The sequence below is a fragment of the Marichromatium purpuratum 984 genome (assembly GCF_000224005.2).
GTDB classification, from domain to species: domain Bacteria; phylum Pseudomonadota; class Gammaproteobacteria; order Chromatiales; family Chromatiaceae; genus Marichromatium; species Marichromatium purpuratum.
In genome coordinates, this window is sequence record NZ_CP007031.1 from 754,786 (window position 1) to 776,250 (window position 21,465).

At 67.8% G+C, this 21,465-nt stretch carries 21 protein-coding genes; 8 read left to right on the forward strand and 13 right to left on the reverse strand.

Annotation, left to right across the window (positions count from 1 at the left end):
• The first annotated feature begins 8 nt into the window (after nt 1-8).
• From MARPU_RS03400 to MARPU_RS03420, 5 genes are all read left to right on the forward strand, one after another.
• Complete coding sequence (locus MARPU_RS03400; protein WP_005224693.1) at nt 9-1,427, forward strand: ABC transporter permease; 1,419 nt, start codon at nt 9-11, stop codon at nt 1,425-1,427.
• A 92-nt stretch (nt 1,428-1,519) separates the two neighbouring features.
• Nucleotides 1,520-3,535 carry an ABC transporter ATP-binding protein gene (locus MARPU_RS03405; protein ID WP_005224692.1) on the forward strand — a complete coding sequence of 672 codons (2,016 nt, stop codon included), beginning with the start codon at nt 1,520-1,522 and terminating at the stop codon, nt 3,533-3,535.
• Nucleotides 3,536-3,639: 104 nt separating this feature from the next.
• Nucleotides 3,640-3,840: a DUF2061 domain-containing protein gene (locus tag MARPU_RS03410; protein WP_005224691.1), complete on the forward strand. Its 201-nt coding sequence runs from the start codon at nt 3,640-3,642 to the stop codon at nt 3,838-3,840.
• A gap of 219 nt (nt 3,841-4,059) precedes the next feature.
• Nucleotides 4,060-5,403 (forward strand): EAL domain-containing protein, encoded by a 1,344-nt coding sequence (locus MARPU_RS03415; protein ID WP_232229491.1) that lies wholly within the window; start codon nt 4,060-4,062, stop codon nt 5,401-5,403.
• A gap of 1,017 nt (nt 5,404-6,420) precedes the next feature.
• Nucleotides 6,421-6,633 carry a cold-shock protein gene (locus MARPU_RS03420; RefSeq protein WP_005224689.1) on the forward strand — a complete coding sequence of 71 codons (213 nt, stop codon included), beginning with the start codon at nt 6,421-6,423 and terminating at the stop codon, nt 6,631-6,633.
• Nucleotides 6,634-6,744: 111 nt separating this feature from the next.
• Here MARPU_RS03420 and MARPU_RS03425 read toward each other — a convergent pair whose 3' ends face one another.
• The 9 genes from MARPU_RS03425 to MARPU_RS03465 form a co-directional block, all read right to left on the reverse strand.
• Nucleotides 6,745-7,587: an SAM-dependent methyltransferase gene (locus MARPU_RS03425; protein ID WP_005224688.1), complete on the reverse strand. Its 843-nt coding sequence runs from the start codon at nt 7,585-7,587 to the stop codon at nt 6,745-6,747.
• The gene (locus MARPU_RS03430) at nt 7,584-8,405 is read right to left on the reverse strand and encodes a glycine/sarcosine N-methyltransferase (protein WP_005224687.1); all 822 of its coding nucleotides are present in this window, start codon (nt 8,403-8,405) and stop codon (nt 7,584-7,586) included. The genes MARPU_RS03425 and MARPU_RS03430 overlap by 4 nt, the downstream gene beginning before the upstream one ends.
• Nucleotides 8,406-8,879: 474 nt before the next feature.
• Complete coding sequence (locus MARPU_RS03435; RefSeq protein WP_005224686.1) at nt 8,880-9,245, reverse strand: Hpt domain-containing protein; 366 nt, start codon at nt 9,243-9,245, stop codon at nt 8,880-8,882.
• Between the two features lie 71 nt (nt 9,246-9,316).
• Complete coding sequence (locus MARPU_RS03440; protein ID WP_232229492.1) at nt 9,317-10,504, reverse strand: ABC transporter permease; 1,188 nt, start codon at nt 10,502-10,504, stop codon at nt 9,317-9,319.
• 20 nt (nt 10,505-10,524) lie between these two features.
• Entirely contained in the window at nt 10,525-11,730 is a 1,206-nt protein-coding gene (locus tag MARPU_RS03445) for an ABC transporter permease (protein ID WP_005224684.1), read from the reverse strand.
• Nucleotides 11,730-12,803, reverse strand: coding sequence for a GGDEF domain-containing protein (locus MARPU_RS16495; RefSeq protein WP_005224683.1), 1,074 nt, complete (start codon nt 12,801-12,803; stop codon nt 11,730-11,732). The genes MARPU_RS03445 and MARPU_RS16495 overlap by 1 nt, the downstream gene beginning before the upstream one ends.
• Nucleotides 12,804-12,912: 109 nt before the next feature.
• Nucleotides 12,913-13,578: an ABC transporter ATP-binding protein gene (locus MARPU_RS03455; RefSeq protein WP_005224682.1), complete on the reverse strand. Its 666-nt coding sequence runs from the start codon at nt 13,576-13,578 to the stop codon at nt 12,913-12,915.
• Complete coding sequence (locus tag MARPU_RS03460; protein ID WP_005224681.1) at nt 13,575-14,723, reverse strand: efflux RND transporter periplasmic adaptor subunit; 1,149 nt, start codon at nt 14,721-14,723, stop codon at nt 13,575-13,577. The genes MARPU_RS03455 and MARPU_RS03460 overlap by 4 nt, the downstream gene beginning before the upstream one ends.
• A 69-nt stretch (nt 14,724-14,792) precedes the next feature.
• Nucleotides 14,793-15,179 (reverse strand): DUF805 domain-containing protein, encoded by a 387-nt coding sequence (locus MARPU_RS03465; RefSeq protein WP_005224680.1) that lies wholly within the window; start codon nt 15,177-15,179, stop codon nt 14,793-14,795.
• Nucleotides 15,180-15,343: 164 nt separating this feature from the next.
• Here MARPU_RS03465 and MARPU_RS03470 point away from each other — a divergent pair, with 164 nt between their 5' ends.
• Complete coding sequence (locus tag MARPU_RS03470) at nt 15,344-16,042, forward strand: Crp/Fnr family transcriptional regulator (RefSeq protein ID WP_005224679.1); 699 nt, start codon at nt 15,344-15,346, stop codon at nt 16,040-16,042.
• A 3-nt stretch (nt 16,043-16,045) separates the two neighbouring features.
• Here the strand turns inward: MARPU_RS03470 and hcp are convergent, their stop codons facing one another.
• The 4 genes from hcp to MARPU_RS03490 form a co-directional block, all read right to left on the reverse strand.
• A complete protein-coding gene (hcp, locus tag MARPU_RS03475; protein ID WP_005224678.1) occupies nt 16,046-17,341 on the reverse strand; it encodes a hydroxylamine reductase in 1,296 nt (431 codons plus the stop codon).
• A gap of 118 nt (nt 17,342-17,459) precedes the next feature.
• The gene (locus MARPU_RS03480) at nt 17,460-18,038 is read right to left on the reverse strand and encodes a DUF302 domain-containing protein (RefSeq protein WP_005224677.1); all 579 of its coding nucleotides are present in this window, start codon (nt 18,036-18,038) and stop codon (nt 17,460-17,462) included.
• 140 nt (nt 18,039-18,178) lie between these two features.
• Nucleotides 18,179-18,556, reverse strand: coding sequence for a c-type cytochrome domain-containing protein (locus MARPU_RS03485; protein WP_005224676.1), 378 nt, complete (start codon nt 18,554-18,556; stop codon nt 18,179-18,181).
• A 312-nt stretch (nt 18,557-18,868) separates the two neighbouring features.
• Nucleotides 18,869-19,753, reverse strand: a complete 885-nt coding sequence (locus tag MARPU_RS03490) for a phosphoribosylaminoimidazolesuccinocarboxamide synthase (RefSeq protein ID WP_005224675.1) — start codon at nt 19,751-19,753, stop codon at nt 18,869-18,871.
• A gap of 115 nt (nt 19,754-19,868) precedes the next feature.
• On the opposite strand from MARPU_RS03490, the gene MARPU_RS03495 reads away from it, so the two are divergent.
• Both MARPU_RS03495 and mltB read left to right on the forward strand, forming a co-directional pair.
• A complete protein-coding gene (locus MARPU_RS03495; RefSeq protein WP_005224674.1) occupies nt 19,869-20,255 on the forward strand; it encodes a RidA family protein in 387 nt (128 codons plus the stop codon).
• A gap of 125 nt (nt 20,256-20,380) precedes the next feature.
• On the forward strand, nt 20,381-21,463 hold the full coding sequence (mltB, locus tag MARPU_RS03500; protein ID WP_005224673.1) for a lytic murein transglycosylase B: 1,083 nt from the start codon (nt 20,381-20,383) through the stop codon (nt 21,461-21,463).
• Nucleotides 21,464-21,465: the final 2 nt, after the last annotated feature.

Consider the following 21,465-nt stretch of genomic DNA (forward strand, 5'->3'; position numbering starts at 1 on the left):
GCGATGCCATGCCGTTGATGCCGGTAGTGCTGTGGACCGACGCGCTGCTCTATCTGTTGCTGGTGCTGCTCGGCGGGTTCGCCTGGCACGCCGCGCGCCACGAGCACCTGCGCGCGCCCTGGCGTCGGGTGGCGCGCTCGCGCATCGGGGTGGTCACCCTGGTGGTGCTCGGCTGCTATCTGCTGGTCGCGGTGCTCGACTCGGTGCATCTGCGGCTGCGCCTCGCTGACCCGCCCGGCGCGACGAGCGCCGAGACACGCTACTCGCCCGAGGTGCTGAGCCTGCTCGATCTGGCGCTCGATGGGCTGCGCAGCCAGTCGGAGAAGACCTACTCGGCGCCCTTCGCCACCCATCTCTACGTCAAGGAGGCGATCGAGCTGCCCGATGGCCGGGTGCTGCGCGACTATCCCCGCCTGGTGCACGGCGGCGCCCATCTCGACGACCCCGACGCGCGCGCCCTCGACATCCTCTGGCGCGGGCTGCTCGGCGCGCTGCTGGGGCTGGCGCTGTGGGGGGCGATCCTGTTCGCGCTGAGCGCGGCGCTGGCGCGCCGGCGCGGCATCGCCCCGGCTTTGATGCGCGCGCGCATCAAAGCCGGGCGCACCGAGGTGCCGTGGCGCGCGGCCCTGCTCACCCTCGGGCTGATCCTGGCGCTCGGCGGGGCGGTGGCGCTGCTCGCCGGTCACTATCATGTCCTCGGCACCGACAAGGTCGGCGAGGACGTGCTCTACCAGGCGCTCAAGAGCGTGCGCACCGGACTGCTGATCGGCACCCTGACCACCCTGGTGATGCTGCCCGCGGCGCTGCTGCTGGGGATCATGGCCGGTTATTTCAGGGGCTGGGTCGATGACCTGATCCAGTATCTCTACACCACCCTCAACGCCATCCCCGGGGTGTTGCTGATCGCCGCTGCGGTGCTGATGCTGCAGGTCTACATGAGCAACCACGCCGAGGACTTCGCCAGCCTGGTCGAGCGCGCCGACCTGCGCCTGCTCTTTCTCTGTCTGATCCTCGGCGTGACCAGTTGGACCGGGCTGTGCCGGTTGCTGCGCGGCGAGACGCTCAAGCTGCGCGAGTCGGACTATGTCCAGGCCGCCAGCGCGCTCGGGGTCGGTCACTTCACCATCATCGGCCGTCACATCCTGCCCAACGTGATGCACATCGTGCTGATCACCCTGGTGCTCGACTTCAGCGGTCTGGTGCTGGCCGAGGCGGTGCTCTCCTATGTCAACATCGGGGTCGACCCGACCATGAACAGCTGGGGCAACATGATCAACGGCGCGCGGCTGGAGCTGGCGCGCGAGCCGGTGGTGTGGTGGTCGCTGAGCGCCGCCTTCGTGTTCATGTTCACCCTGGTGCTGGCCGCCAACCTGTTCGCCGACGTGGTGCGCGATGCCTTCGACCCGCGCCTGCGCGGCGCCGCCTGAGCCGTCGTGTCCACCCAACCCCGGAGGTCCCTCGCCGTGATCCGCCATCGTCGCCACGCGTCCGTCATCCTCGTCGTCCCGGGGGCCTGGCGATGAGCGCGCCGCTGCTCGAGGTCGAGGGGCTGAGCACCACCATCGGCGCGGCGCGGGTGGTCGACGGGGTACGCCTGGAGCTGGCACGCGGCGAGACCTTCGCGCTGCTCGGCGAGTCGGGCTGCGGCAAGTCAATGACCGCGCTGTCGCTGATGCGGTTGCTGCCGCCGGCGGGGCGGATCGAGGCCGGCGCGGTGCGGCTCGACGGGGTCGACCTGCTGCGTCTCAGCGAGGCCGAGATGCGCCGGGTGCGCGGCGCGCGTCTGGCGATGATCTTTCAGGAGCCGCAGACCTCGCTCAACCCGGTGATGCGGATCGGCGCGCAGATCGCCGAAGCGGTGCGGCTGCACGCGGGCGCCGCCGCCGCGGCGGTGGATGCGCGGGTGCTGGAGCTGCTGCGCGCGGTCGGCATCCCCGACCCCGAGCGGCGCGCGCGCGAGTACCCGCACCAGCTCTCGGGCGGGATGAAGCAGCGGGTGATGATCGCCATGGCACTCGCCGGCGACCCTGAGCTGCTGATCGCCGACGAGCCGACCACCGCGCTCGATGTCACCATTCAGGCCCAGGTGCTGGGCCTGCTCAAGACCCTGCAGCAGCGCAGCGGGTTGGCGGTGTTGCTGATCACCCACGACCTCGGGGTGGTGGCCGAGACCGCCGAGCGGCTGGCGGTGATGTATGCCGGCGAGATCGTCGAGACGGCGACCACCGCCGCCTTCTTCGCCGCGCCCGCGCACCCCTACAGCCGTATGCTGCTCGAGAGTCTGCCGACGGCGGACAAGCGCGGCGCGCGGCTCGCGGCCATCCCCGGGCGGGTGCCGCCGCTCGATCGCGCGTTCACCGGCTGTCGTTTCGTCGAGCGCTGTCCGCGCGCGCTCGCGCGCTGCGCCGAGCAGTTGCCGCCCTGGCACGAGGCCGGGGCGGGGCACTGGGTGCGCTGCCATCTGTGGGACGCCGACCTGGTCGACACCGCCACCGTGGCTGAGCCTGCGGTGGCGGAGGATGAGCAGGTGCCCGTCGGGGAGGATGCCGCCCCGCTGCTCGAGGTGGCCGATCTCAAGGTGCACTTCCCGATCCACCGCGGGGTGCTGCGCCGGGTGGTCGGGCAGGTGCGCGCGGTCGACGGGGTCTCACTGCGGCTGCGCCCGGGGCGCACTCTGGCGCTGGTTGGCGAATCCGGCTGCGGCAAGACCACCGCCGGCAAGGCGCTGTTGCAGCTGATCGCGCCCACCGCCGGCTCGATCCGCTACCAGGGCCACGAACTCGCCGGACTCGGCCATCGCCGGATGCGCCGCTTCCGCAAGGACCTGCAGATTATCTTCCAGGACCCGCACGCCTCGATGAATCCGCGCATGCTGGTCGGCGACGTGATCGGCGAGGGGCTGCAGGCGCTGGGGTTGGCGCGCACCCGCCCGGAGCGGTTGCGCCGCGCTGCCGAGCTGCTCGAGCTGGTGGGAATGCCGGGTGCGGCCGTCGAGCGCTATCCGCACGAGTTCTCCGGCGGGCAGCGCCAGCGCATCTGTATCGCCCGCGCGCTCGCCGTCGACCCCAGGGTGATCGTCTGCGACGAGCCGACCAGTGCGCTCGACGTCTCGGTGCAGGCGCAGATCCTCAACCTGCTCAAGGATCTCCAGGCCCGTCTCGGGTTGTCCTATCTGTTCATCACCCATGATCTGTCGGTGGTCGCCTATCTCGCCCACGAGGTCGCGGTGATGTATCTCGGTCGGGTGGTCGAGCTGGGGCGGGTCGAGGAGATCCTCGAGCGTCCGCGTCATCCCTATACCCGCGCGCTGCTCTCGGCGGTGCCGGTGGCCGATCCCCGGGCCGAGCGGCGCACCCTGCGTCTGGAGGGCGATATGCCCTCGCCGAGTGCGCCGCCGCCGGGCTGTCACTTCCATCCGCGCTGCCCCGAGGCGCGCCCCGAGTGCGCCCTGGCCTATCCCGGTGCCCGCCAGCTCAGCCCGACGCATCGCGTCCACTGTATCCGGGCCGAGGAGGGCGACGCGCCGAGCACCTGAGGACATCATCGTTATCCTCTATCATTTTGCAAATGAGAATCTATTTCATTTGAAGTCTGTCTCGGTCTATCCTTGTCCTCAAGGTAATCGAGAGGGTAGCGATCATGATCAAGACACTCACCTTCGGCGCGGTACACATGACGGTGGCCTTCACCGTGGCCTACTTGATGACCGGCAGCTGGGTCGTCGGCGGCGCCATCGCCTTGGTCGAGCCGATGGTCAATACCGTGGCCTATTTCTTCCATGAGTTGGTGTGGGAACGGATTCGCAAGCGACCCGCGACGATCGCGGCCGCTGAGGTCTAGACGAGGATGCTGGGCGCTGTCGGTCGTCCGGGGCTGGTGTTGTAATCAGGTTGGAGTCTGACGCCTTCGGTTTGTCCTAGGCCGGGATGTCTTGCCGGTGCGCCTGGTCCCTGGGGTTGCGTTAGTCCCGTACGCGACTTATTTTGCGCACTGGACACGCGTTTTGGCGCAACCTGCTTCAGTGGACCTTGGATGATTGAAGAAAAGCACATACTGTGTGTGGATCCTGAGCCCGTCAAGCTGCGCATCCCTGCGTTGCTCGGTCGCCGGGGGATCGAGGTCGAGCTGAGCGCGGCCAGTGATCAGGCGTCGCTCGATCAGGCCCTGAGCGAACCGGGGCACTGGGACCTGGTGTTGTGCGAGGCTGGCTCCTTCTTCGATCTGGCCCTCGATGAGCGTCTTGATGCGATCGGTGATGTCCTCGATGCCTCGGTGGTGCTGATCAAGCCGAGGGACAGCCAACTCTCGCCGGCCGAGGGTTACCGCTGGGGCGCGGCCGATGTGGTGATGAAGGGCGATACCGATCACCTGCTGATGGTCTGTGAGCGCGAACTCGGCAATGCCGTGTTGCGCCGACGGTTGCGCGTGCTCGAGCAGGCAGGGACTGCATCGCCGGAGTCGTCGCCGGGGCGTGCTGAGAGCCGTGAGGGGCGGCGAGAGGGGCGTGCTGTGGTGATCCCGACCATCACTGACCTGAGCAAGGCCGCGACCCAGGAGTCCGAGCCGCAGACCGAGTTCGTTGCCGAGACCACCGTTCACGAGACCGGGTTGTCCGTCGAGCAGTTGCGGATCAAGTCGCTGATCGATGAGGGCGGTCTGACCCTCGAGTTCCAGCCGATCGTGCCGCTCGAGGCGCCCGACCGGGCGCGCAGTCAGTTCGAGGCACTGGTACGGCTCAAGGACGAGTCCGGGACGCTGATACTGCCTGGCGACTTCCTGCCGACCATTGCCGAGGCGGGCTGGATGGGCAAGATCGACCTGTGGATCTACCGGCGGGCGCTGACCATCCTCGAGGAGCTGCAAGGTGCCGGTCGCACCGATGCCATGCTGTTCGTCAACCTTGCCACCGAGACCCTGCGTTCGCGTGCCTTGATCAAGGCCATCGGCGGCTTCACCTCGGCGGCGCGGATCTCCTCGGGTTCGATCGTGGTCGAACTCCATCGCGACGCCTTCGTGCGCGAGCCCGAGGGGGTGGAGCAACTCGCCGAGCTGTTGCGCCTCAATCGTCACGGCCTCCTGCTCGAGGACCCGGGCGTCGGCGACTGCCGTTTCCTCGAGCGCCATGGTGGTCTGATGACCCACGTCAAACTCAACCGCAGGATCACTCGTGGTCTGGTCGAGGGCGAGGTCGAGCAGCGGGATCTCGATCGTCTGGTCGGCTGTGCCCATGCACGCGATATCCAGGTGGTAGCACTCGCCGTGGAGAGCGCCCGGTTGCTGCCGATGCTGTTCAGCGCTGGGGTTGATGCTATCCAGGGACACTTCGTCAGCATGCCCTATCAGGACCTGATGTACCCGGCGGTGCAACGTATCGAGTCCGAGTCGAGCTTCATCGACTCCTGAGCGGAGTGTGACCCAGGCGCAGATTTTCGTCGCCAAGGGCGGGATTCAGGGTTACACTAGCTGCCATGAGAATTTCGATTCCGCTCTACTGAAGGTCGCTTCCGTCGCATTTCCCCCACTCGCGGTATCACCGCCGATCATCATCGCATTCCTCCAACGTTCGTTGTTCCGACCGCATGGCTGTCGTCTTGCGTGGCGTGGACGGGGTGTATCCATCGTGTCCGTCCCGATAGCAATGACCGCCACCGGCCGTGTTGCCTGAGTGATCCTGGTCGTGTGGTGATAATGAAACGATGAAAAGGGATGATCGCGAATGCCGATGATGCGATTACGTTCTCCGGTTTACACTGGCAAAATAGAATCGCATAATGACGAAGAAGCATTGGTGACGCTGGAAGCATCACCTCGAGAACGAATACGCCGGATGCGTGTGCTTGATGGAAGGATAGTTACGCGGGACCCCATGGCGTCGGAATCCGGTGTCGGGTTGTCGGTCATCTTGGCCGCAGGCCTGATGAGCCGGCCCAGCACCGCTTTAGGTGGCCAGTGGTCGTCTCGCTCGGAACCAATACCGCCCGATCAATCGCATGGGGCCTCTGGCCTCGAGACTGCCGCGAAAACGGTCGCCGCTCTGCGTGAGCTGCACCGCAGAACGGTTGATGCTCGGCCACGACGATGCCCCTTCCCCCGGTCAGGACAGCCATGGTCATCCGTTGTGATGGCGCGTTGTCCGTGCCCGTGGAGGCGTGCCGAACGACACGTTGCCCACTACTCGGTGGTGGATAGCGTTCGGTACGCCGGCGGAAGCCTGGTCTCGTTCATCGACACGGGTCGATAACGGATATGGTGCGACACCCAGTGTCGCCACCGATTGCGGGATGCCTGCGTGGCTCCCGTTCGATTCATCATCCTGCCGTGTCAGGGTGATGAAACCGCGCTCGTATTGCGTGCGGGACGCGGATTTTTAGCAATACCGGCGAGATGAATGCCGGTGCTTTATATTGTGATGAGGTTGATATGCCAGGCGAAATGGTTTCCGGGACGGTTAAGTGGTTCAACGACGAGAAGGGTTACGGTTTTATTGCACGTGAGGGCGGCAAGGACGTCTTCGTGCATTACAGCGCGATCAATGGCGCTGGCCGCAAGACCCTGCTCGAGGGTCAGCAGGTGACCATGCAGGTCACCCAGGGCCCGAAAGGCCCCCAGGCCGAGAACGTCAACCCGGTCTGAGCCTGATTCTGGCCCGGCCCCTGGGGCCAGGGCCGATCAGGGCGCGGATCGGGTGCCTGTCACCCGGTCCGCTGTTCTCCCGATGCCCATGTCCGTCGGGTGTGAGCGCACTCAATCAGTGCGTTTGCGAAAGTGCATGATCCCCCAGCGCAGATAGCCAGCGCGTCCCGCATCGACCCAGCGCGCCAGACCCTCCTGCATGCGTGCGGCATAATTCGCCGAGATCTTCCCTGCCAGCTGTTCGCGCGACCTCTCCAGCACCTCCCCGACACGGCTATAGTGAACCGCCAGCTGTTCGGTGAGATCGATGATCTCGACCTCCTCGAGACCGTTGTCCAGGGCCGTTGTGCGATAGAATCTGAATGACCCCAGTGTGCTGAGATGGATGCGCTCGAGTACCGGCTTCAGCACCCCTGATGGACAGTCGTCAGCCTGCATCGGGTCGGTGAAGACGAATCGCCCGCCTGGGCGTAACACCCGTGCGACTTCGGCAATCACTCGCTCGCGCTCACCGCTGTGCAGGATGGCGTCCTGCGACCAGACCAGATCGACGCTGGCGTCGGCGAGCGGGATCGACTCGAAGCTGCCGTCGCGCACATCGATGCGATCCTCCAGTCCTTGCTCGCGACGCATTGCACGGTTGCGCGCGTTCTCCTTCTCACTGAGGTTCAGGCAGGTCACCGTGCAGCCGAAGGTGGCGGCGAGATAGCGTGCCGCGCCGCCGAATCCCGAGCCGATGTCGAGCACCCGGGTCTCCGGGGTGATGGGCGCGGCGACTGCGGCCATGCGCTCGACGGTACGGCGACTGGCCGTGGCGATTGCCTCCTCGGCGTGCTGGTAGATGCCGATATGGATGTCCTCACCGCCCCAGACGTGGAAGTAGAAGTTGTCCGCATCCTCGCTGTTGTAATAGTTGCGGGCGGTCTCGACGACCTCGGAGTAGGGCGTGCTCATGCGTTCTCGTCCTCCTGGCGGTAGCGCTTCTCGGCGACGTGGATGAAGAAATCGGGCTGATCCTCGCGATAGGTTTCCTTGAAGTCGCCGTAGGTGGTCACTTTCTGGAAGCCGACCTCGTGCAGCAACCGGCGCAGATAGTTCTTGCGCAGCGGGAACATGTTGAGATGGAAAACGTTCTCGCCGGGGAACTCGTAGCGGAAGCGGGCGAGCGAGTCGTCGACATGCTCGGGGGTGGCGCGGACGTCATCGCCGCAGTAGTAGAAGTTGTGGCTGGGCGCGACCTGGTGATCGAGCAGAGCATCATAGTTGCGTTGATCGATGATCAGGATGCCGTCGTGGCGCAGCGTGGCATAGAACTCGGCAAGCGCCTTGCGACGATCGCGCTCGTCGAACAGATGGGTGAAGGAGTTGCCGAGACAGATCGCCGCGTCGTAATAGTCGTGGACGTCTTGGTTGAGCCAGCGCCAGTCGGCCTGCACCGTGCGCAGCAGCTTGCCGTGGCTGCGGGCGTTGGCAAAGGCCTTGGCCAGCATGTTGGGGTTGCCGTCGGCGCTGGTGACCTCGAACCCCTCCTTGAGCAAGCGCACCGAGTGGAAGCCGGTGCCGGTGGCGACATCGAGTACCTTGCGCGCGCCGTGCTCGCGCAGCATCCGGACGAAGAAATCGCCCTCGCTCTGGGCGCGCCCGTCCCAGTCGATCAGCTGATCCCACTTCTCGACGAAGGACTGGATGTACTCGGCCTGGTAGTGGTCGGTGTGTCTGACTGCAAGCGGGTCGTTGCCATAGTCCTGTTGCGTGTGCGTGGGGTTGTACATGGCGTCGCTCCTGAGCCTGCTCGGGTCGGTGGTGATGACGTGCGCGCTCCCCTTGCCGCGAGGGGATGCGATTCGGTCGTCTGCGCGGACGTTCCGCACATCTGGTTAGTACACTTTAGGTTTTCTTTCGGCGCCGGTGCATGCCTGGCATGCGCGGCTCGATCCGCAGGAAATAGCGCGAATGCGCACTTGATGAGGTAGCTGGATGCCACCGGATGATAGTCGGGTTAGCCCCGATCGGAAGAAGGTTTCATCCTACAGGGCTGTCACGATGAATCAACCCGTCGCTCGGTTTGATTGCATTTAAATATTTGTTTTCTCTATCAGAGAATCTGATTGTCAGGCCGTGTCTGGTGGCTCTCCGGGGTTTTTCGGAGGAGCAGGCAGGATGTGACGCGAAGGCTGGAGGAGGGGCGCCTGGAGGCTGCGCAGGGTCGGGGATTGGTGGGTGACTGGGATCGGTTCGGGAGATTTCTATTCGTGTTCGATCGACTCCGGTTCAGGCATGCCGGTCAGTCGTCCGGCCTGGGTTGCGACTCGTGCGAGGTCTCGATCGATGCGCAGCGCGTCGCCGATGCGGGCGGCACGCTCGAGCGCGTCGAGTGCGGCGTCGAGTGCCGGTACGCCACAGTAGCGGATGACGGTGCGCATCTGGTGGACATAGTCGGCCAGACCCGGCCAGTCGGTCTCGGCGCGGCAGGCGCGCAGCGCCTCGAGTTCAGCCGGTAGCTCCGCGCGCAGGGCATGGAGCAATTCGTGGGCGAGTTCGATGTCGCCACCAACGCTGGCGAGGGCCGCCGCGGGATCACGCAGCGGCTGTTCGGGTGCAGGGATCGGCATCATCGTGCTCCACTGCCGGGTGTTTCGGCGACTCTAACCCCGGCGCCTCGTCGTCGTCCAACCCGCGCGGCTCATTGCTCGTGCAGTGCCCGCACCGGGTCGAGTCGCGCCGCGTGCAGCGCCGGGACGACCCCGGCGACCAGCCCGAGCAGCAGTGCGCCGCACTCGGCCAGCAACACGAAATCCCAGGCCGGTTGCAGCGGCAGCCCGGGCAGTGCGAGCCCGAGCAACAGGATCACCAGTCCCCCGACGGCGAGTCCGATGCCGCCGCCGAGCAGCGCCAGCAGCATCGCCTCGAGCAGGAACAGCCAGCGGATCTGCTCGCGTCCGGCGCCGAGCGCGCGCAGCAGCCCGATCTCACGCCGACGCTCGCCGAGGGCGATGGTCATGATGGTGAGGATGCCGATCCCGCCGACCAGCAGCGAGATCGCGCCGAGCGCCCCGACCACCGTGGTCAGCGCGCCGAGCACCGACCCGAGTACCGCGAGCATCTGGTCCTGGGTGGTGATGGTGAAGTCCTCGCTGCCATGACGACGGATCAGCAGCGTGCGCACCCGCTCGGCCACCACCGCGCTGTCGGCATGACGGTCGTAGAGCAGGTCGATCTCCATCAGGCTGTCGCGGTCGAACAGTGCCAGCGCCCGCTCGGCGGGGATGTAGAGGGTGTCGTCGAGATCGAAGCCGAGCATCTGACCCTTGCGTGCCATCACCCCGATCACCCGATAGGGCTCGCCGCCGACGCGGATACGGGCGCCGAGCGGCGAGCGCTGGCCGAACAGCTGCACCGCCAGCTCCGCCCCGAGCACCGCGAAGGCCGGCGGATTGGCGCCGCGCTCGGGGAGGAAGCGACCGCTGGCCAGACGCATCGACCAGATCTCGGGCACCCCGGGGCCGGCGCCGAACACCGTGGTGCGGCGGCTGCGCCCGGCGTGCTCGACGGCGACATTGCCCTGCACCACGGGGACCACCGCCTCGACCTCGGGGAGGCGCGCGAGCGCGCGGGCGTCATCCAGGCTGAGTGGTCGGACGTTGGAGACCAGCGCCCCGGACATCCCCAGGGTGGTGGTGCGCCCCGGCGAGACGGCGATCAGGTTGGTGCCGAACTGGCTGAACTCGGCGAGCACGAAACGGTGCACGCCCTCGCCGATCGCCGTCAGCAGCACCACCGCGGCGACCCCGATGGCGATCCCGAGCACCGTCAACAGGCTGCGACCGGGACGCTCGCCGACCGCGCCCAGGGCATAACGCATCAGGTCCATGGTGCGCATCGTCCCCTGCCTCAGCGACCGTTGAGCGCTGCGACCGGATCGAGCCGCGCGGCCCGTCGTGCCGGCAGCAGTCCGAACATCAGCGCGCTGCCCATGGCGGTGAGCACCGCCGCCAGGCTCGCCCAGGGGGGCGCGGCGAGGGTGAACCCGGCGAGCTGGCGGTCGATCAGCCAGAGCAGGGCGTGACCGCAGCCCAGCCCGGCGAGGCTGCCGAGCGCGCCGAGCACCAGGGCCTCGGTGAGGAAGAGCGCGCGCACCTGGGCCGCGCTCGCCCCCAGCGCCTTGAGCAGCCCGATCTCGGCGCTGCGCTGGGAGACCGACACCAGCATCACGTTCATGATCAACACCCCGGCGACCACCAGGCTGATCGCGGCGATCGCCGCCACCGCCAGGGTGAGCGTCGAGAGGATCTGGTCGAAGGTGCCGAGCAGCGCGTCCTGGGTGATCACGGTGACATCGTCCTCGCCCTCGTGGCGGTCGCGGACGACGGCGCGGACCTGCTCGGCGGTGATCGCCAGGTCGGCGCCGACTCGCCCCTGGACCAGCACCCGGAACAGCCCGGGGTTGTCGAACACCGCCTGCGCCGAGGCCACCGGGATCAGTGCCAGATCGGCCATGTCGGTGCCCAGCGACACGCCGCCGCCAGCGAGCACGCCGATCACCCGGAAGCGCCGGTCGGCGATCCGGATGCGTCGGCCGAGCGGGCTGGCGGTGCCGAACAGCTCGCGCGCCAGGGTCGCGCCGAGCACCGCCACCGGCGCCGCGCGACCGGGATCGGCGGCGGGCAGGAAGCGCCCGGCAGCAAGTGTCAGTTCGCGGATGGCGAGATAGTCGGCGGTGGTGCCGAGGATGCCGACCTCGCGCGCCAGCGCCCCGGTCGAGACCGGTGCCTCGCCCATCGCTACCGGGGCGACCCGCGCGACCCCCGGGGCGCGCAGCAGCGCCAGGGCATCGTTCAGGGTGAGGTCGCGCGGGGTCTCACCGAGCAGGGGTGGCGCGCCCCCGGTGGTCTCGTTGCGCCCGGGGACGACGATCAGCAGCCGGGTGCCGAGCTGGCTGAACTCGTCGAGCACGAAGCGGCGCGCGCCATCGCCGATCCCCGACAGGACGACCACCGCCGCGCAACCGAGGGCGACGGCCAGCAGGGTCAGCGCAGCGCGGCCGGGATGGGCGACGAGCGCGCGCAGTGCGGTGGTGGCGGTGTCGCGGGGGCGCATCAGTCGGCTGTCCGATCGTCGTCGCTCATGGCATGGCGGTCGCGCCCCTGACGCTTGGCGCGATAGAGGGCCTGATCGATGGCGCGGAAAAAGGCATCGCGGTCGCTGCCAGGGCGGAAGGTTCCGACCCCGAGGCTTGCGGTGACCCGTCCGACGGTGGGGAAGCGGTGCTCGCGGATGGTCTCGAGCAGGTCGCGTGCGAGTTGCTCGGCCTGTTGACACGAGGTGTCGGGCAGGATCAGCGCGAATTCCTCGCCGCCCCAGCGCGACAGACCGTCGCTGGCACGCGTGCGTGTGGCGAGCAGCCGAGCGAACTCGCGCAGTACCGCGTCGCCGACATCGTGTCCCAGGGTGTCGTTGATTTGCTTGAAGTGGTCGAGATCGAGCAGGATCAGCGAGAAACAGCGCTGATGACGACCGGTCTTGGCGATCTCGCGCGCGAGCATCTCATCGAACATGGTGCGGTTCCAGATGCCGGTGAGCGGGTCGGTCATCGACAGGGTGCGCACCCGGTTGAGTGCCTCCTCGCGGGTGTGCTCGTAGTAATAGATGATGCCGCCACCGATGAGCAGTGCAGTGGTGATGTTGAACAGCGTCTGGGCGGGGCAGCTGATGCTCCAGTGCGCCCAGCCGTAGACGAAGATGGCGAGGACCGCAGCGACGAACAGCAGGTAAGCGATGGTGGCTGCGCGCAGACCGTGCAGCGGATAGACAAACAGCGGGTAGAGCAACAACAGCACATAGGGGTTGGTGTCGCCCTCGGTATGGACGATCAGATACAACAGCATCGCGCCCGCGGAGGACGAGGCCAGCCACGCCGACCCGTGCAGGTTGGCGTGACGGCGAAAGCGCCACAGCGCCAGCAGTATGGCCACGACCATCGCCAGCTCGATCAGGGCGAGTCTCGAGTCGCCGATGATGACGATGTTGAACAGCGCGGCAACGCTCATCAGCGCAGTGAGCGTGAGCAGAATGAAGTTGAGCAGCTGCGCGCGACGAAACAGCAGCGGGTCCCGAGCAAAGCGCTGTGGCGTCTCGAGCAGGCGCTTCAGCGACTGCAGTGGCATGGGCATGGCGAGAGTGCCTGCTATCAGGTGTGTTGCCTGGGATCACGAAGTGCGATGGGGCGAATCCTGCCGTCCTGGTGCATGTGCGTCCATGCAGAGGCCTCGGTGTGGACCGTCAGTGAGCACGGATGCCGCCGTCCTCCATGTCGATGCGCCGTCCGGCGCGTCCGCCCACGACCGGGTCGTGAGTGACCACCACCAGGGTGACGCCCTGGTCGTTGAGCGCCTCGAGGGTGGCGATCACCTCCTCGCCCGAGCGTCGGTCGAGGTTGCCGGTGGGCTCGTCGGCAAGCAGCAGCCCCGGTTGCATCACCGTGGCGCGGGCGATCGCCACGCGCTGGCGCTGGCCGCCGGAGAGCTGGTCAGGACGGTGGTCGGCGCGCTCCGTCAGCCCCAGCCGGTCGAGTGCCCGGGCGACCCGCTCGCCTCGCGCCGCGGGCGCGAGGCCGGCGAGCATCAGCGGCAGCTCGACGTTCTCCGCGGCGCTCAGTCGCGGGATCAGGTGGAAGGACTGGAAGACGAAGCCGATCCGGCTGCCGCGCAGCGCCGCGCGCGCCTCCTCGTCGAGGTCGGTGGTCTCGATGTCGTCGAGCCGATAGCGACCCTGGTCCGGGCGGTCGAGCAGACCGAGGATGTTGAGCAGGGTGCTCTTGCCCGATCCCGAGGGACCCATGATGGCGACATAGTCGCCGCTGTCGATATCCAGGTCCACCCCATGCAGTGCCCGCACCTGCTGCTCGCCGACACGGAAGCTGCGACTGATCCCTCGGAGCGCGATCATGGCGCCGGCTCGATACGGGCGCCGTCGGTCACGTCCTCGCCGCCGAGCGTACGCGCCACGCGCTCGCCGGGCGCGAGACCGGAGCGGATCTCGGTGCGCTCCCAGTTCTCGATCCCGATGCGGATCTCGCGTCGTTGCAGTCGTCCGCTGGTCGGATCGAACAGCAGCACGCTCGGCGTGAGGCCGGCCTGGATCGCCGCGGTGGGCAGTTGCAGGACCTGTTCGCGGCGCTCGACCACGATCTCCACATCGGCGCTGTAGCCGGCGAGCAGCGGCGTGTCGGTCGGCGGTTCGGTCATCACCACCTCGATCTCGACGGTACGCGCCTGCTTCTCCTGGTCGAAGACATAGGGGGCGATCCGTCGCACCACTCCGGTGAAGACCCGATCGCCGAATGCATCGAGGGTGATCCGTGCCTCCAGCCCGAGGGCGATGCGCGCGGCGTCGACCTCGTCGATGGGGGCGGAGATGTAGTAGCAGGCGTCGTCGATGAGATCAATCGCGGGGGGTGTGGGGATGCCCGGTGGCGAGGGCGTGACGTACTCGTTGAGCTCGCCCGAGACCTCGGCGACCACCCCGGCGAAGGGGGCGACGAGCCGGGTCCGCTCCAGCTCGGCGCGGGCCACCCCGACCTGGGCCTGGCTGACCTCGGCGTTGGCGCGTGCCGCCTCGCACTCGGCGGCGCCGGCGCGGGCGGCGGTCTGGGCGCGGTCGAGCGCCTCCTCCGAGGTCATGGCGCGGGTATCGAGCCGGCGCTGGCGCTCGGCCTCGCGCCCGGCCTGCTCGGCGTGCAGACAGGCGGCGCGGGCGCGGGCCGTGGCTGCTTCGGCCTCGCGCTCGGCGAGCTCGACACGGGCGATGAGGTCGCGGTTCCAGAGTTCGAGCAACAGCTCGCCGGCGCCCACCCGGTCGCCCTCGTGGACCTCGAGACGGGCGATCTGACCGCCCAGACTGGGTGCGAGCCGGGCGCGCCGACAGGCCTTGACGGTGCCGGCGCGGGTGTTGGCGACCAGCCGCTCGATGGCGCCCTCGCTGACCGCGACCAACTCGACCCGGGGCGGTCCGGGTCGACTGGCGTACCACCAGAGCAGCAGCGTGCCGCCGAGCGCGAGGACGAGCAGGTGGGAGGGCGACGGCCTTTTCATCGGGGACGGTGTCCGAGGCTGGTCGGGGCGCCATTGTAGCGCGCCGGATCAGCGGGTGCGACGCGTGGCTCAGGTCTCGCGTCGGCCGAAGGCCTCGGTCGGCAGCACCAGCAGCAGCAGCAGGAGCAGCAGGTCGAGCCCGGCGATCAGTTCGTGACCGAACAGCGCCCCGATGGTCAGACTGAGCAGCGCGATCAACAGCAGTATCCACCAGCCGGGCAGTCCGGCGTCACGGATGCGCTTGGCGGCGATGTTGGCCTGGGCGACCAGCAGCACGGCAGCGATGGCGACCAGGACGGCCAGCTTGATGTCGGCGATCAGCGCCGAGTCCTCGGGCCCCTTGGCGAGGCCGAAGCTGGCCAGCACCAGCAAGGCGATCAGGGCGGCGTGACAGCCGAGATAGGGCAGGCGTGAGAGACGACCGTGCTTGATGTCGCCAAAGAAGATCGTGAGCATGTCTGGGTCTCGTTGCGGGGTTCTCGTTCGGGGCGCGATCGGCTGGCGCTGCGCCCCACGGATGCGGCCGCTTGGCGCGCGTCTCCCAGAGTATACCCGGCCTGCGTCGCCTGCCCGGCTGCGCTAGCATGCACGACGAACGGTCGAAACCTTGGGGATGGACAGTGTCGCAACGCGAGATCATCGAGTCATTGCGCGCCGCGCCCCTGCTCGCGCGGCTCGAATCGGCGCAGCTCGAGCGGGTCGCCGCGCGGACCACCCGTCTCACCCTGGCTGCCGAGCAGTCGCTGTTCCTCCAGGGCGATGCGGCCGAGCGCTTCTTCCTGGTGTGCGCCGGACAGATGCAGCTCTACCGGCTCGCGCCCGATGGTGCGCGCAAGGTGATCGAGATCGTCTCCCCCGGGCAGACCTTCGCCGAGGCGCTGATGTTCCTCAACCGCCCGAGCTATCCGGTGTGCGCCAGCGCGCTCGCGCCGACCGAGCTGATCGCGATCGACGCGGCCGACTTCGCCGCCATGCTGCGCGAGTCGGTCGAGACCTGCTTTCTGCTGCTCGGCGCGCTGAGCCAGCGGCTGCGTGGCCTGATCGGCGAGATCGACCATCTCACCCTGCACACCGCCAGCGGTCGGCTGGCGCGCTATCTGCTCGAACGCTTGCCGCCGGAGCGGCGCGCGCTGCGCCTGGAGGTGCCCAAGGGGGTGCTTGCCTCGCGTCTGTCGATCCAGCCCGAGACCCTGTCGCGGGCGCTGCGTCAGTTCGTCGATGCCGGGGTGATCGCACTCGAGGGGCGTCATGTGACCCTGCTCGATCGCCCTCGGCTGGTCGAACTCGCTGCTCTCGAGCCTGGGCTCGGGCCGGACTGAGCCTCAGGCCGCGGCCAGCGCGCGCGCCAGATCGCCCGCGGGGTCCTGGCCGGTGAGGCGCAGGTCGTAGCGCTGCTGCAGGATCGCGAGCACCCCGGGGGTGATGAAGGCCGGCGGGTTGGGGCCGAGGGTGATGCCGCGCACGCCGAGATGCAGCAGGCTCAGCAGCACCGCCACCGCCTTCTGCTCGAACCAGCTCACCACCAGGGTCAGCGGCAGGTCGTTGATGCCGCACTCGCAGGCCTCGGCCAGCGCGGCGGCGACGGCGATGGCGCCATAGGCGTCGTTGCACTGGCCCATGTCGAGCAGCCGCGGCAGCCCCAGGTGCTCGCCGTAGTCGTGGTCGCGGATGCGGTACTTGCCACAGCCGAGGGTGAGGATGAAGGAGTCCGACGGGGTGGCGCGGGCGTAGTCGGTGAAGTAGTTGCGTCCCTTCTCGGCGCCGTCGCAGCCGCCGATGACGAAGAAGTGGCTGATCGCGCCGGATCTGACCGCTTCGACGATGGTCGGCGCCTGATCGAGCAGTACCTGACGGTGGAAGCCGATGGTCGACTCGCCCGTCGGCGCGGCGACGCAGGGTGGGCAGACGCGGGCGGCGGCGATCAATGCCGAGTAGTCGCCGTCCGGCAGGTGTCGGGCACCGGGGACGGCGGTGGCGCGGATGGTGTAGAGCCGGTCGCGGTACTGCTCGGGGGGGATCAGCACGCAGTTGGTGGTGGCCAGTACCGGTCCGGGGAAGGCGGCGAACTCGCGCTTCTGGTCCTGCCAGGCGCCGCCGTAGTGACCCGCGAGGTTGGGGTGATCGCGCAGCCTCGGGTACATGTGCGCGGGGAGCATCTCGCCGTGGGTGTAGACGTTGATCTCGGTGCCCTCGACCTGACACAGCAGCTCCCAGAGATCGAGCAGATCGTGCCCGGTGACGAGGATGCCGGGACCGGCCTCGGTGCCCTCGCGCACCCGGGTCGGGGCGGGTGCGCCGAAGGTCTCGACGTGTCCCCTGTCGAGCAACTCCATCACCCGCAGGTTCATCTCGCCGCAGCGCAGACAGTAATCGAGCAGCGCCTCGGGGTCGAAGTTGACATTGGTCATGGTGACGAACAACGCCTCTTCGATGAACGCCGAGACGGCCTCGTCGTGTTGGCCGAGACGGCGTGCGTGATGGGCGTAGGCGGCCATCCCCTTGAGGCCGTAGAGCAGGGTCTCCTGCAGCGACTGCACGTCGGCGTCCTTGCCGCAGGTGCCGGGCGAGTTGACGCAGGCGCTGTTGCGGAAGGTCTGTTCACACTGATTGCAGTACATGGGACGATCTCCTGTGGGCGGACGGGGCCTGTCCCGCGCCGCTGACGGCGGGGACGGGCGCAGTCTCGTCCGCTCTCGTCGATCGCCCCTTGATGGAGGTCAAATCCGTCCCCGCGGATCAGAACTCGCCGACCGCCGCCCCCTGCATGATGCTCCAGATGATGTCGCGTACCCGGGTGGCCGATTGCTCGAGTTCCGTAGGCAGCGGGGTGCCGCCGTGGATCAACAGGTCGAGGTTCATGCTGTAGAGGTGCAGCCCTCCCTCGGCGTCCTCGACCAGGGCGATGCGACAGGGCATGAAGCCGCTGTACTCGTTGCGGTGTTCGAGCATCTGACGCCCGACCCGGGCGTCGCAGAAGGAGAGGAAGTTGACATAGCGATAGGGCTCGCCGGTGATCGCCTCGATCTGCTGATAGAAGGGCGATTCGCCGACGAACAGCAGGTTGTTGGAGACGGCCAGGCTCTTGAGCGAGTCGACCACCTCCTCGGCGGCGAGCCCGTCTTCCACCGGCACCGACCACATCATCGCCATGCCGGGATCGCCGGTCGCGAGCAGGCGCTGGCCGAACTCGGCATAGACCCGGGGTGCGCCGGGGTCGAAGGTCGCGAGGATCGGTGCCAGTCGTGCGGCGCCATAGCCGATGGCGAGCAGACAGAGCACCCCGAAGATGGCAAACAGGTTGCGGGCCAGTCTCATCCATATCCCTCCATTGACGAAGGGGCCCCTCGCGGGACCCCGAGACGCCCGTCCGGTGGGGACGGGCGCATGTGCTCAAGATGGGCTGGGGGCCTGAGGCCCGGTCCCGTGCGCGCCTGCGGCGAGCCGGACTGGAGGGGTCAGCGCTCGGGCGCACCCTGCTCGATCCAGGTCTCGACGAGCGCAACCTGCTCCGGCGCGAGTGGATCCTTGCCGTGGGGCATGCGGATCGATTGATCGACCTCGCCGGCGAGCAGACGGTAGAGGTTGCTCGAGAGCGCGTCGCCCGGCACCACCACTGGACCGAACTTGGTGCCCTTCATCAGGGTGTCGTAGGAGACGACCTGGAAGCCGCTGGCCTCGGCGCCGGCGCCGCCCGGCAGATGGCACTCGACGCAGTGGGTCTCGAGCAGTGGCTGGATGTGCACCTCGTAGGTGATGCGATCCTGCTGCCCGCAGCCACCGAGCATCAGCAGTGCCGGGAGCCCGATCGCGATCGTGCGGATTCGACTGGTCATCGCCCGCTCTCATTCGTTGACACAACACAGCTCGCGCCACCCGATGGTGTCGGCCTGCCGTATTCGCCACGCTGGTCGAGGGTGTTCCGCCCCTGAATGCCGGCCGCTCGCCGTGCAGTTCGACGGCTTGCCCCCTGATGCGCATCACCGGTGGGCACGGGCCACTGACAATTGCCCCGTTGATTCTAATGCTAGTCGACTCGCGGCTATCGACAAGGCGCGCGATACCGACTCAGGTCAGCTTCTCGTGCCCCGCTGGTCGGTGTCGGGGCTGGACGACGGGGGCTGAGGCCAGCCCCGGGGTGGGCAGACTCAGGCGCCGGTCAGGCGCTGTTCGGCCTCGAGATACTTGGCGGCGGTGCGGTCGATGATCGATTGCGGCAGCTCCGGCCCCGGCGGGGTCTTGTCCCAATCGAGGGTCTCGAGATAGTCGCGCACGAACTGCTTGTCGAAGCTCGGCGGGCTGGTGTCCGGGCGGTACTCGTCGGCCGGCCAGAAGCGCGAGGAGTCGGGGGTGAGCACCTCGTCGATCAGGTGCAACCGGCCCGCTTCGTCGAGTCCGAACTCGAACTTGGTGTCGGCGATGATGATGCCGCGTTCGCGCGCATAGGCCGCGCAGCTGGTGTAGATGGCGATGGCGGTGTCGCGCACCTGCTCGGCCAGTTCGCGCCCGAGCAGCTCGACGGTGCGGGCGAAGTCGATGTTCTCGTCGTGATCGCCGATCTCGGCCTTGGTCGAAGGCGTGTAGATCGCCTCGGGGAGTTGCTCGGCCTGACGCAGCCCCGAGGGCAGGGCGATGCCGCAGACCGTGCCGGTGGCGCGATAGTCCTTCCAGCCCGAGCCGATCAGATAGCCGCGCACGATCGCCTCGACCGGCAGCGGCTTGAGGCGGCGTACCACCATGGCGCGATCGCCGAGCGTGGCGAGTGTCTCGGGGTCGGTGATCACCGCCTCGACGGGGATGTCGGAGAGATGATTGGGGATCAGGTCGGCGGTGCGCTCGAACCAGAAGTTGGAGACCCGGGTGAGCACCTCGCCCTTGCCCGGAATCGGCTGTGGGAGCACCACGTCGAAGGCCGAGAGGCGGTCGCTGGTGACCACCAGCAGATGATCCTCGCCGACGGCATAGATGTCCCGGACCTTGCCGCGACCGAGCAGCGGGAGTGTGGAGATGTTCGATTCGTAGAGCGCAGGCATGACGGTTGATCCCAGAACGACAAGGCTGAGATTATAACGATTTACGCCGCTTCGTGGGCCATCGGGCACGCCCCCGACGCCCGTCGCGTCATCCAGAGCATGTGAGGTCCTTACGATGAACAAACGCGTGATCTCCACCGATCAGGCCCCTCAGGCCATCGGTACCTATTCGCAGGCGGTGCGCGTCGGCGATACCGTCTATCTCTCGGGCCAGATCCCGCTGATCCCCGAGACCATGACCCTGGTCGAGGGCGATATCGAGGCCCAGGTGCGGCGGGTCTTCGACAATCTCACGGCGGTTGCCCGGGCCGCCAACGGGACCCTCGCCGATATCGTCAAGCTCAATGTCTTCCTCACCGATCTCGGCCATTTCCCGGTGGTCAACCAGGTGATGACCGAGTACTTCGCCGAGCCCTATCCGGCGCGCGCCGTGGTCGGGGTAGCGGCGCTGCCCAAGGGGGCCGGGGTCGAGATGGATGCGGTGATGGCCCTGGCCGACTGAACCGCCCGGCGCCGTGGCGAATTGTATTCGCGCGATCCTGGCATACCATTGGCGGTAGCGCCCGCGGCGCGATCGGTCGCCAGTCCATTCCCTTCCTTCAACCTCAGCCATCAACCGGGTCTGCCATGCATCGCATCGCCTTCGTCCTCGCCCTCTGCGTGCCGGTCCTGGTCGCCGGCTGTAGCGCCAGCGCCCAGCAGCGCGTCGCCCTCGATCCCTTCTCCAGCGGTGTCCTGCCGGTGGCCGCCGACGCCGAGGTGCGCGGCGACTTCGCCACCAGCGATGCGGCCGCGCGTTTCGTCGCGCGCATGGCGCGGGAGCACGACTTCGCCCCCGAGGTACTCGCCGGGCTGCTCTCCGAGGCGCGCCGCGAGCAGTGGATCATCGAGCTGATGGACCGTCAGGCGCCGCGCGCCAAGCGGTCGCCGAACGGGGCCTGGACGCGCTATCGCGGCAAGTTCGTCACCGCCGACAACATCGCCGGCGGCGTGCGCTTCTGGCGCGCCCACGCCGCCACCCTGGAACGTGCCGGGGCGCGCTACGGCGTGCCGCCCGAGTACATCGTCGCCATCCTCGGGGTCGAGACCCGCTACGGCGGCTATGTCGGTACCACCCGCACCCTCGATGCCCTGGCCACGCTCGCCTTCGCCTATCCGCGCCGCGCCGACTACTTCACCGGCGAGCTCGAGGCCTTCCTGCTGATGGCGCGCGAGTCCGGGGTCGATCCGCGCAAGCCGCAAGGCTCCTATGCCGGTGCTATGGGGCTGGGACAGTTCATGCCCACCAGCTTCCAGCGTTACGCGGTCGACTTCGACGACGACGGCGTGCGCGATCTCTGGGACCCGACCGACGCCATCGGCAGCGTCGCCCACTACTTCAAGGCCCACGGCTGGCGCAGCGGTGAACCGGTGGCGGTGCGTGTGTCGGTGCGTTCGGGGCAGGGTGTCGGGGCGCTCAAGACCGGCTTCAGCAGTCGTCATGGTCGTTCCACCCTCAGTGCCCACGGGGTCGACCTCGATGGTGTGCCGGGGCGTGGAGGCTTGAGCCTGCTGGCGCTCGATGCGCGCGGTGGCACCGAGTACTGGGTGGGGTTCGAGAACTTCGGGGTGATCACCCGCTACAACCGCAGTACCTATTACGCCATGGCGGTGCACCAGCTCGCCGCGGCTGTCCGTGCCCGTCACGGCGCGGCCCTGGCCGGGCGTTGAGC

Bases quoted from the DNA above. Each gene is read 5' to 3' on its own strand.
- MARPU_RS03400 (WP_005224693.1), top strand. From the start codon at position 9: ATGCCGTTGATGCCGGTAGTGCTGTGGACCGACGCGCTGCTCTATCTG.
- MARPU_RS03405 (WP_005224692.1), top strand. From the start codon at position 1,520: ATGAGCGCGCCGCTGCTCGAGGTCGAGGGGCTGAGCACCACCATCGGC.
- MARPU_RS03410 (WP_005224691.1), top strand. From the start codon at position 3,640: ATGATCAAGACACTCACCTTCGGCGCGGTACACATGACGGTGGCCTTC.
- MARPU_RS03420 (WP_005224689.1), top strand. From the start codon at position 6,421: ATGCCAGGCGAAATGGTTTCCGGGACGGTTAAGTGGTTCAACGACGAG.
- MARPU_RS03425 (WP_005224688.1), bottom strand. From the start codon at position 7,587: ATGAGCACGCCCTACTCCGAGGTCGTCGAGACCGCCCGCAACTATTAC.
- MARPU_RS03430 (WP_005224687.1), bottom strand. From the start codon at position 8,405: ATGTACAACCCCACGCACACGCAACAGGACTATGGCAACGACCCGCTT.
- MARPU_RS03435 (WP_005224686.1), bottom strand. From the start codon at position 9,245: ATGCCGATCCCTGCACCCGAACAGCCGCTGCGTGATCCCGCGGCGGCC.
- MARPU_RS03440 (WP_232229492.1), bottom strand. From the start codon at position 10,504: ATGGACCTGATGCGTTATGCCCTGGGCGCGGTCGGCGAGCGTCCCGGT.
- MARPU_RS03445 (WP_005224684.1), bottom strand. From the start codon at position 11,730: ATGCGCCCCCGCGACACCGCCACCACCGCACTGCGCGCGCTCGTCGCC.
- MARPU_RS16495 (WP_005224683.1), bottom strand. From the start codon at position 12,803: ATGCCCATGCCACTGCAGTCGCTGAAGCGCCTGCTCGAGACGCCACAG.
- MARPU_RS03455 (WP_005224682.1), bottom strand. From the start codon at position 13,578: ATGATCGCGCTCCGAGGGATCAGTCGCAGCTTCCGTGTCGGCGAGCAG.
- MARPU_RS03460 (WP_005224681.1), bottom strand. From the start codon at position 14,723: ATGAAAAGGCCGTCGCCCTCCCACCTGCTCGTCCTCGCGCTCGGCGGC.
- MARPU_RS03465 (WP_005224680.1), bottom strand. From the start codon at position 15,179: ATGCTCACGATCTTCTTTGGCGACATCAAGCACGGTCGTCTCTCACGC.
- hcp (WP_005224678.1), bottom strand. From the start codon at position 17,341: ATGTACTGCAATCAGTGTGAACAGACCTTCCGCAACAGCGCCTGCGTC.
- MARPU_RS03480 (WP_005224677.1), bottom strand. From the start codon at position 18,038: ATGAGACTGGCCCGCAACCTGTTTGCCATCTTCGGGGTGCTCTGTCTG.
- MARPU_RS03485 (WP_005224676.1), bottom strand. From the start codon at position 18,556: ATGACCAGTCGAATCCGCACGATCGCGATCGGGCTCCCGGCACTGCTG.
- MARPU_RS03490 (WP_005224675.1), bottom strand. From the start codon at position 19,753: ATGCCTGCGCTCTACGAATCGAACATCTCCACACTCCCGCTGCTCGGT.
- MARPU_RS03495 (WP_005224674.1), top strand. From the start codon at position 19,869: ATGAACAAACGCGTGATCTCCACCGATCAGGCCCCTCAGGCCATCGGT.
- mltB (WP_005224673.1), top strand. From the start codon at position 20,381: ATGCATCGCATCGCCTTCGTCCTCGCCCTCTGCGTGCCGGTCCTGGTC.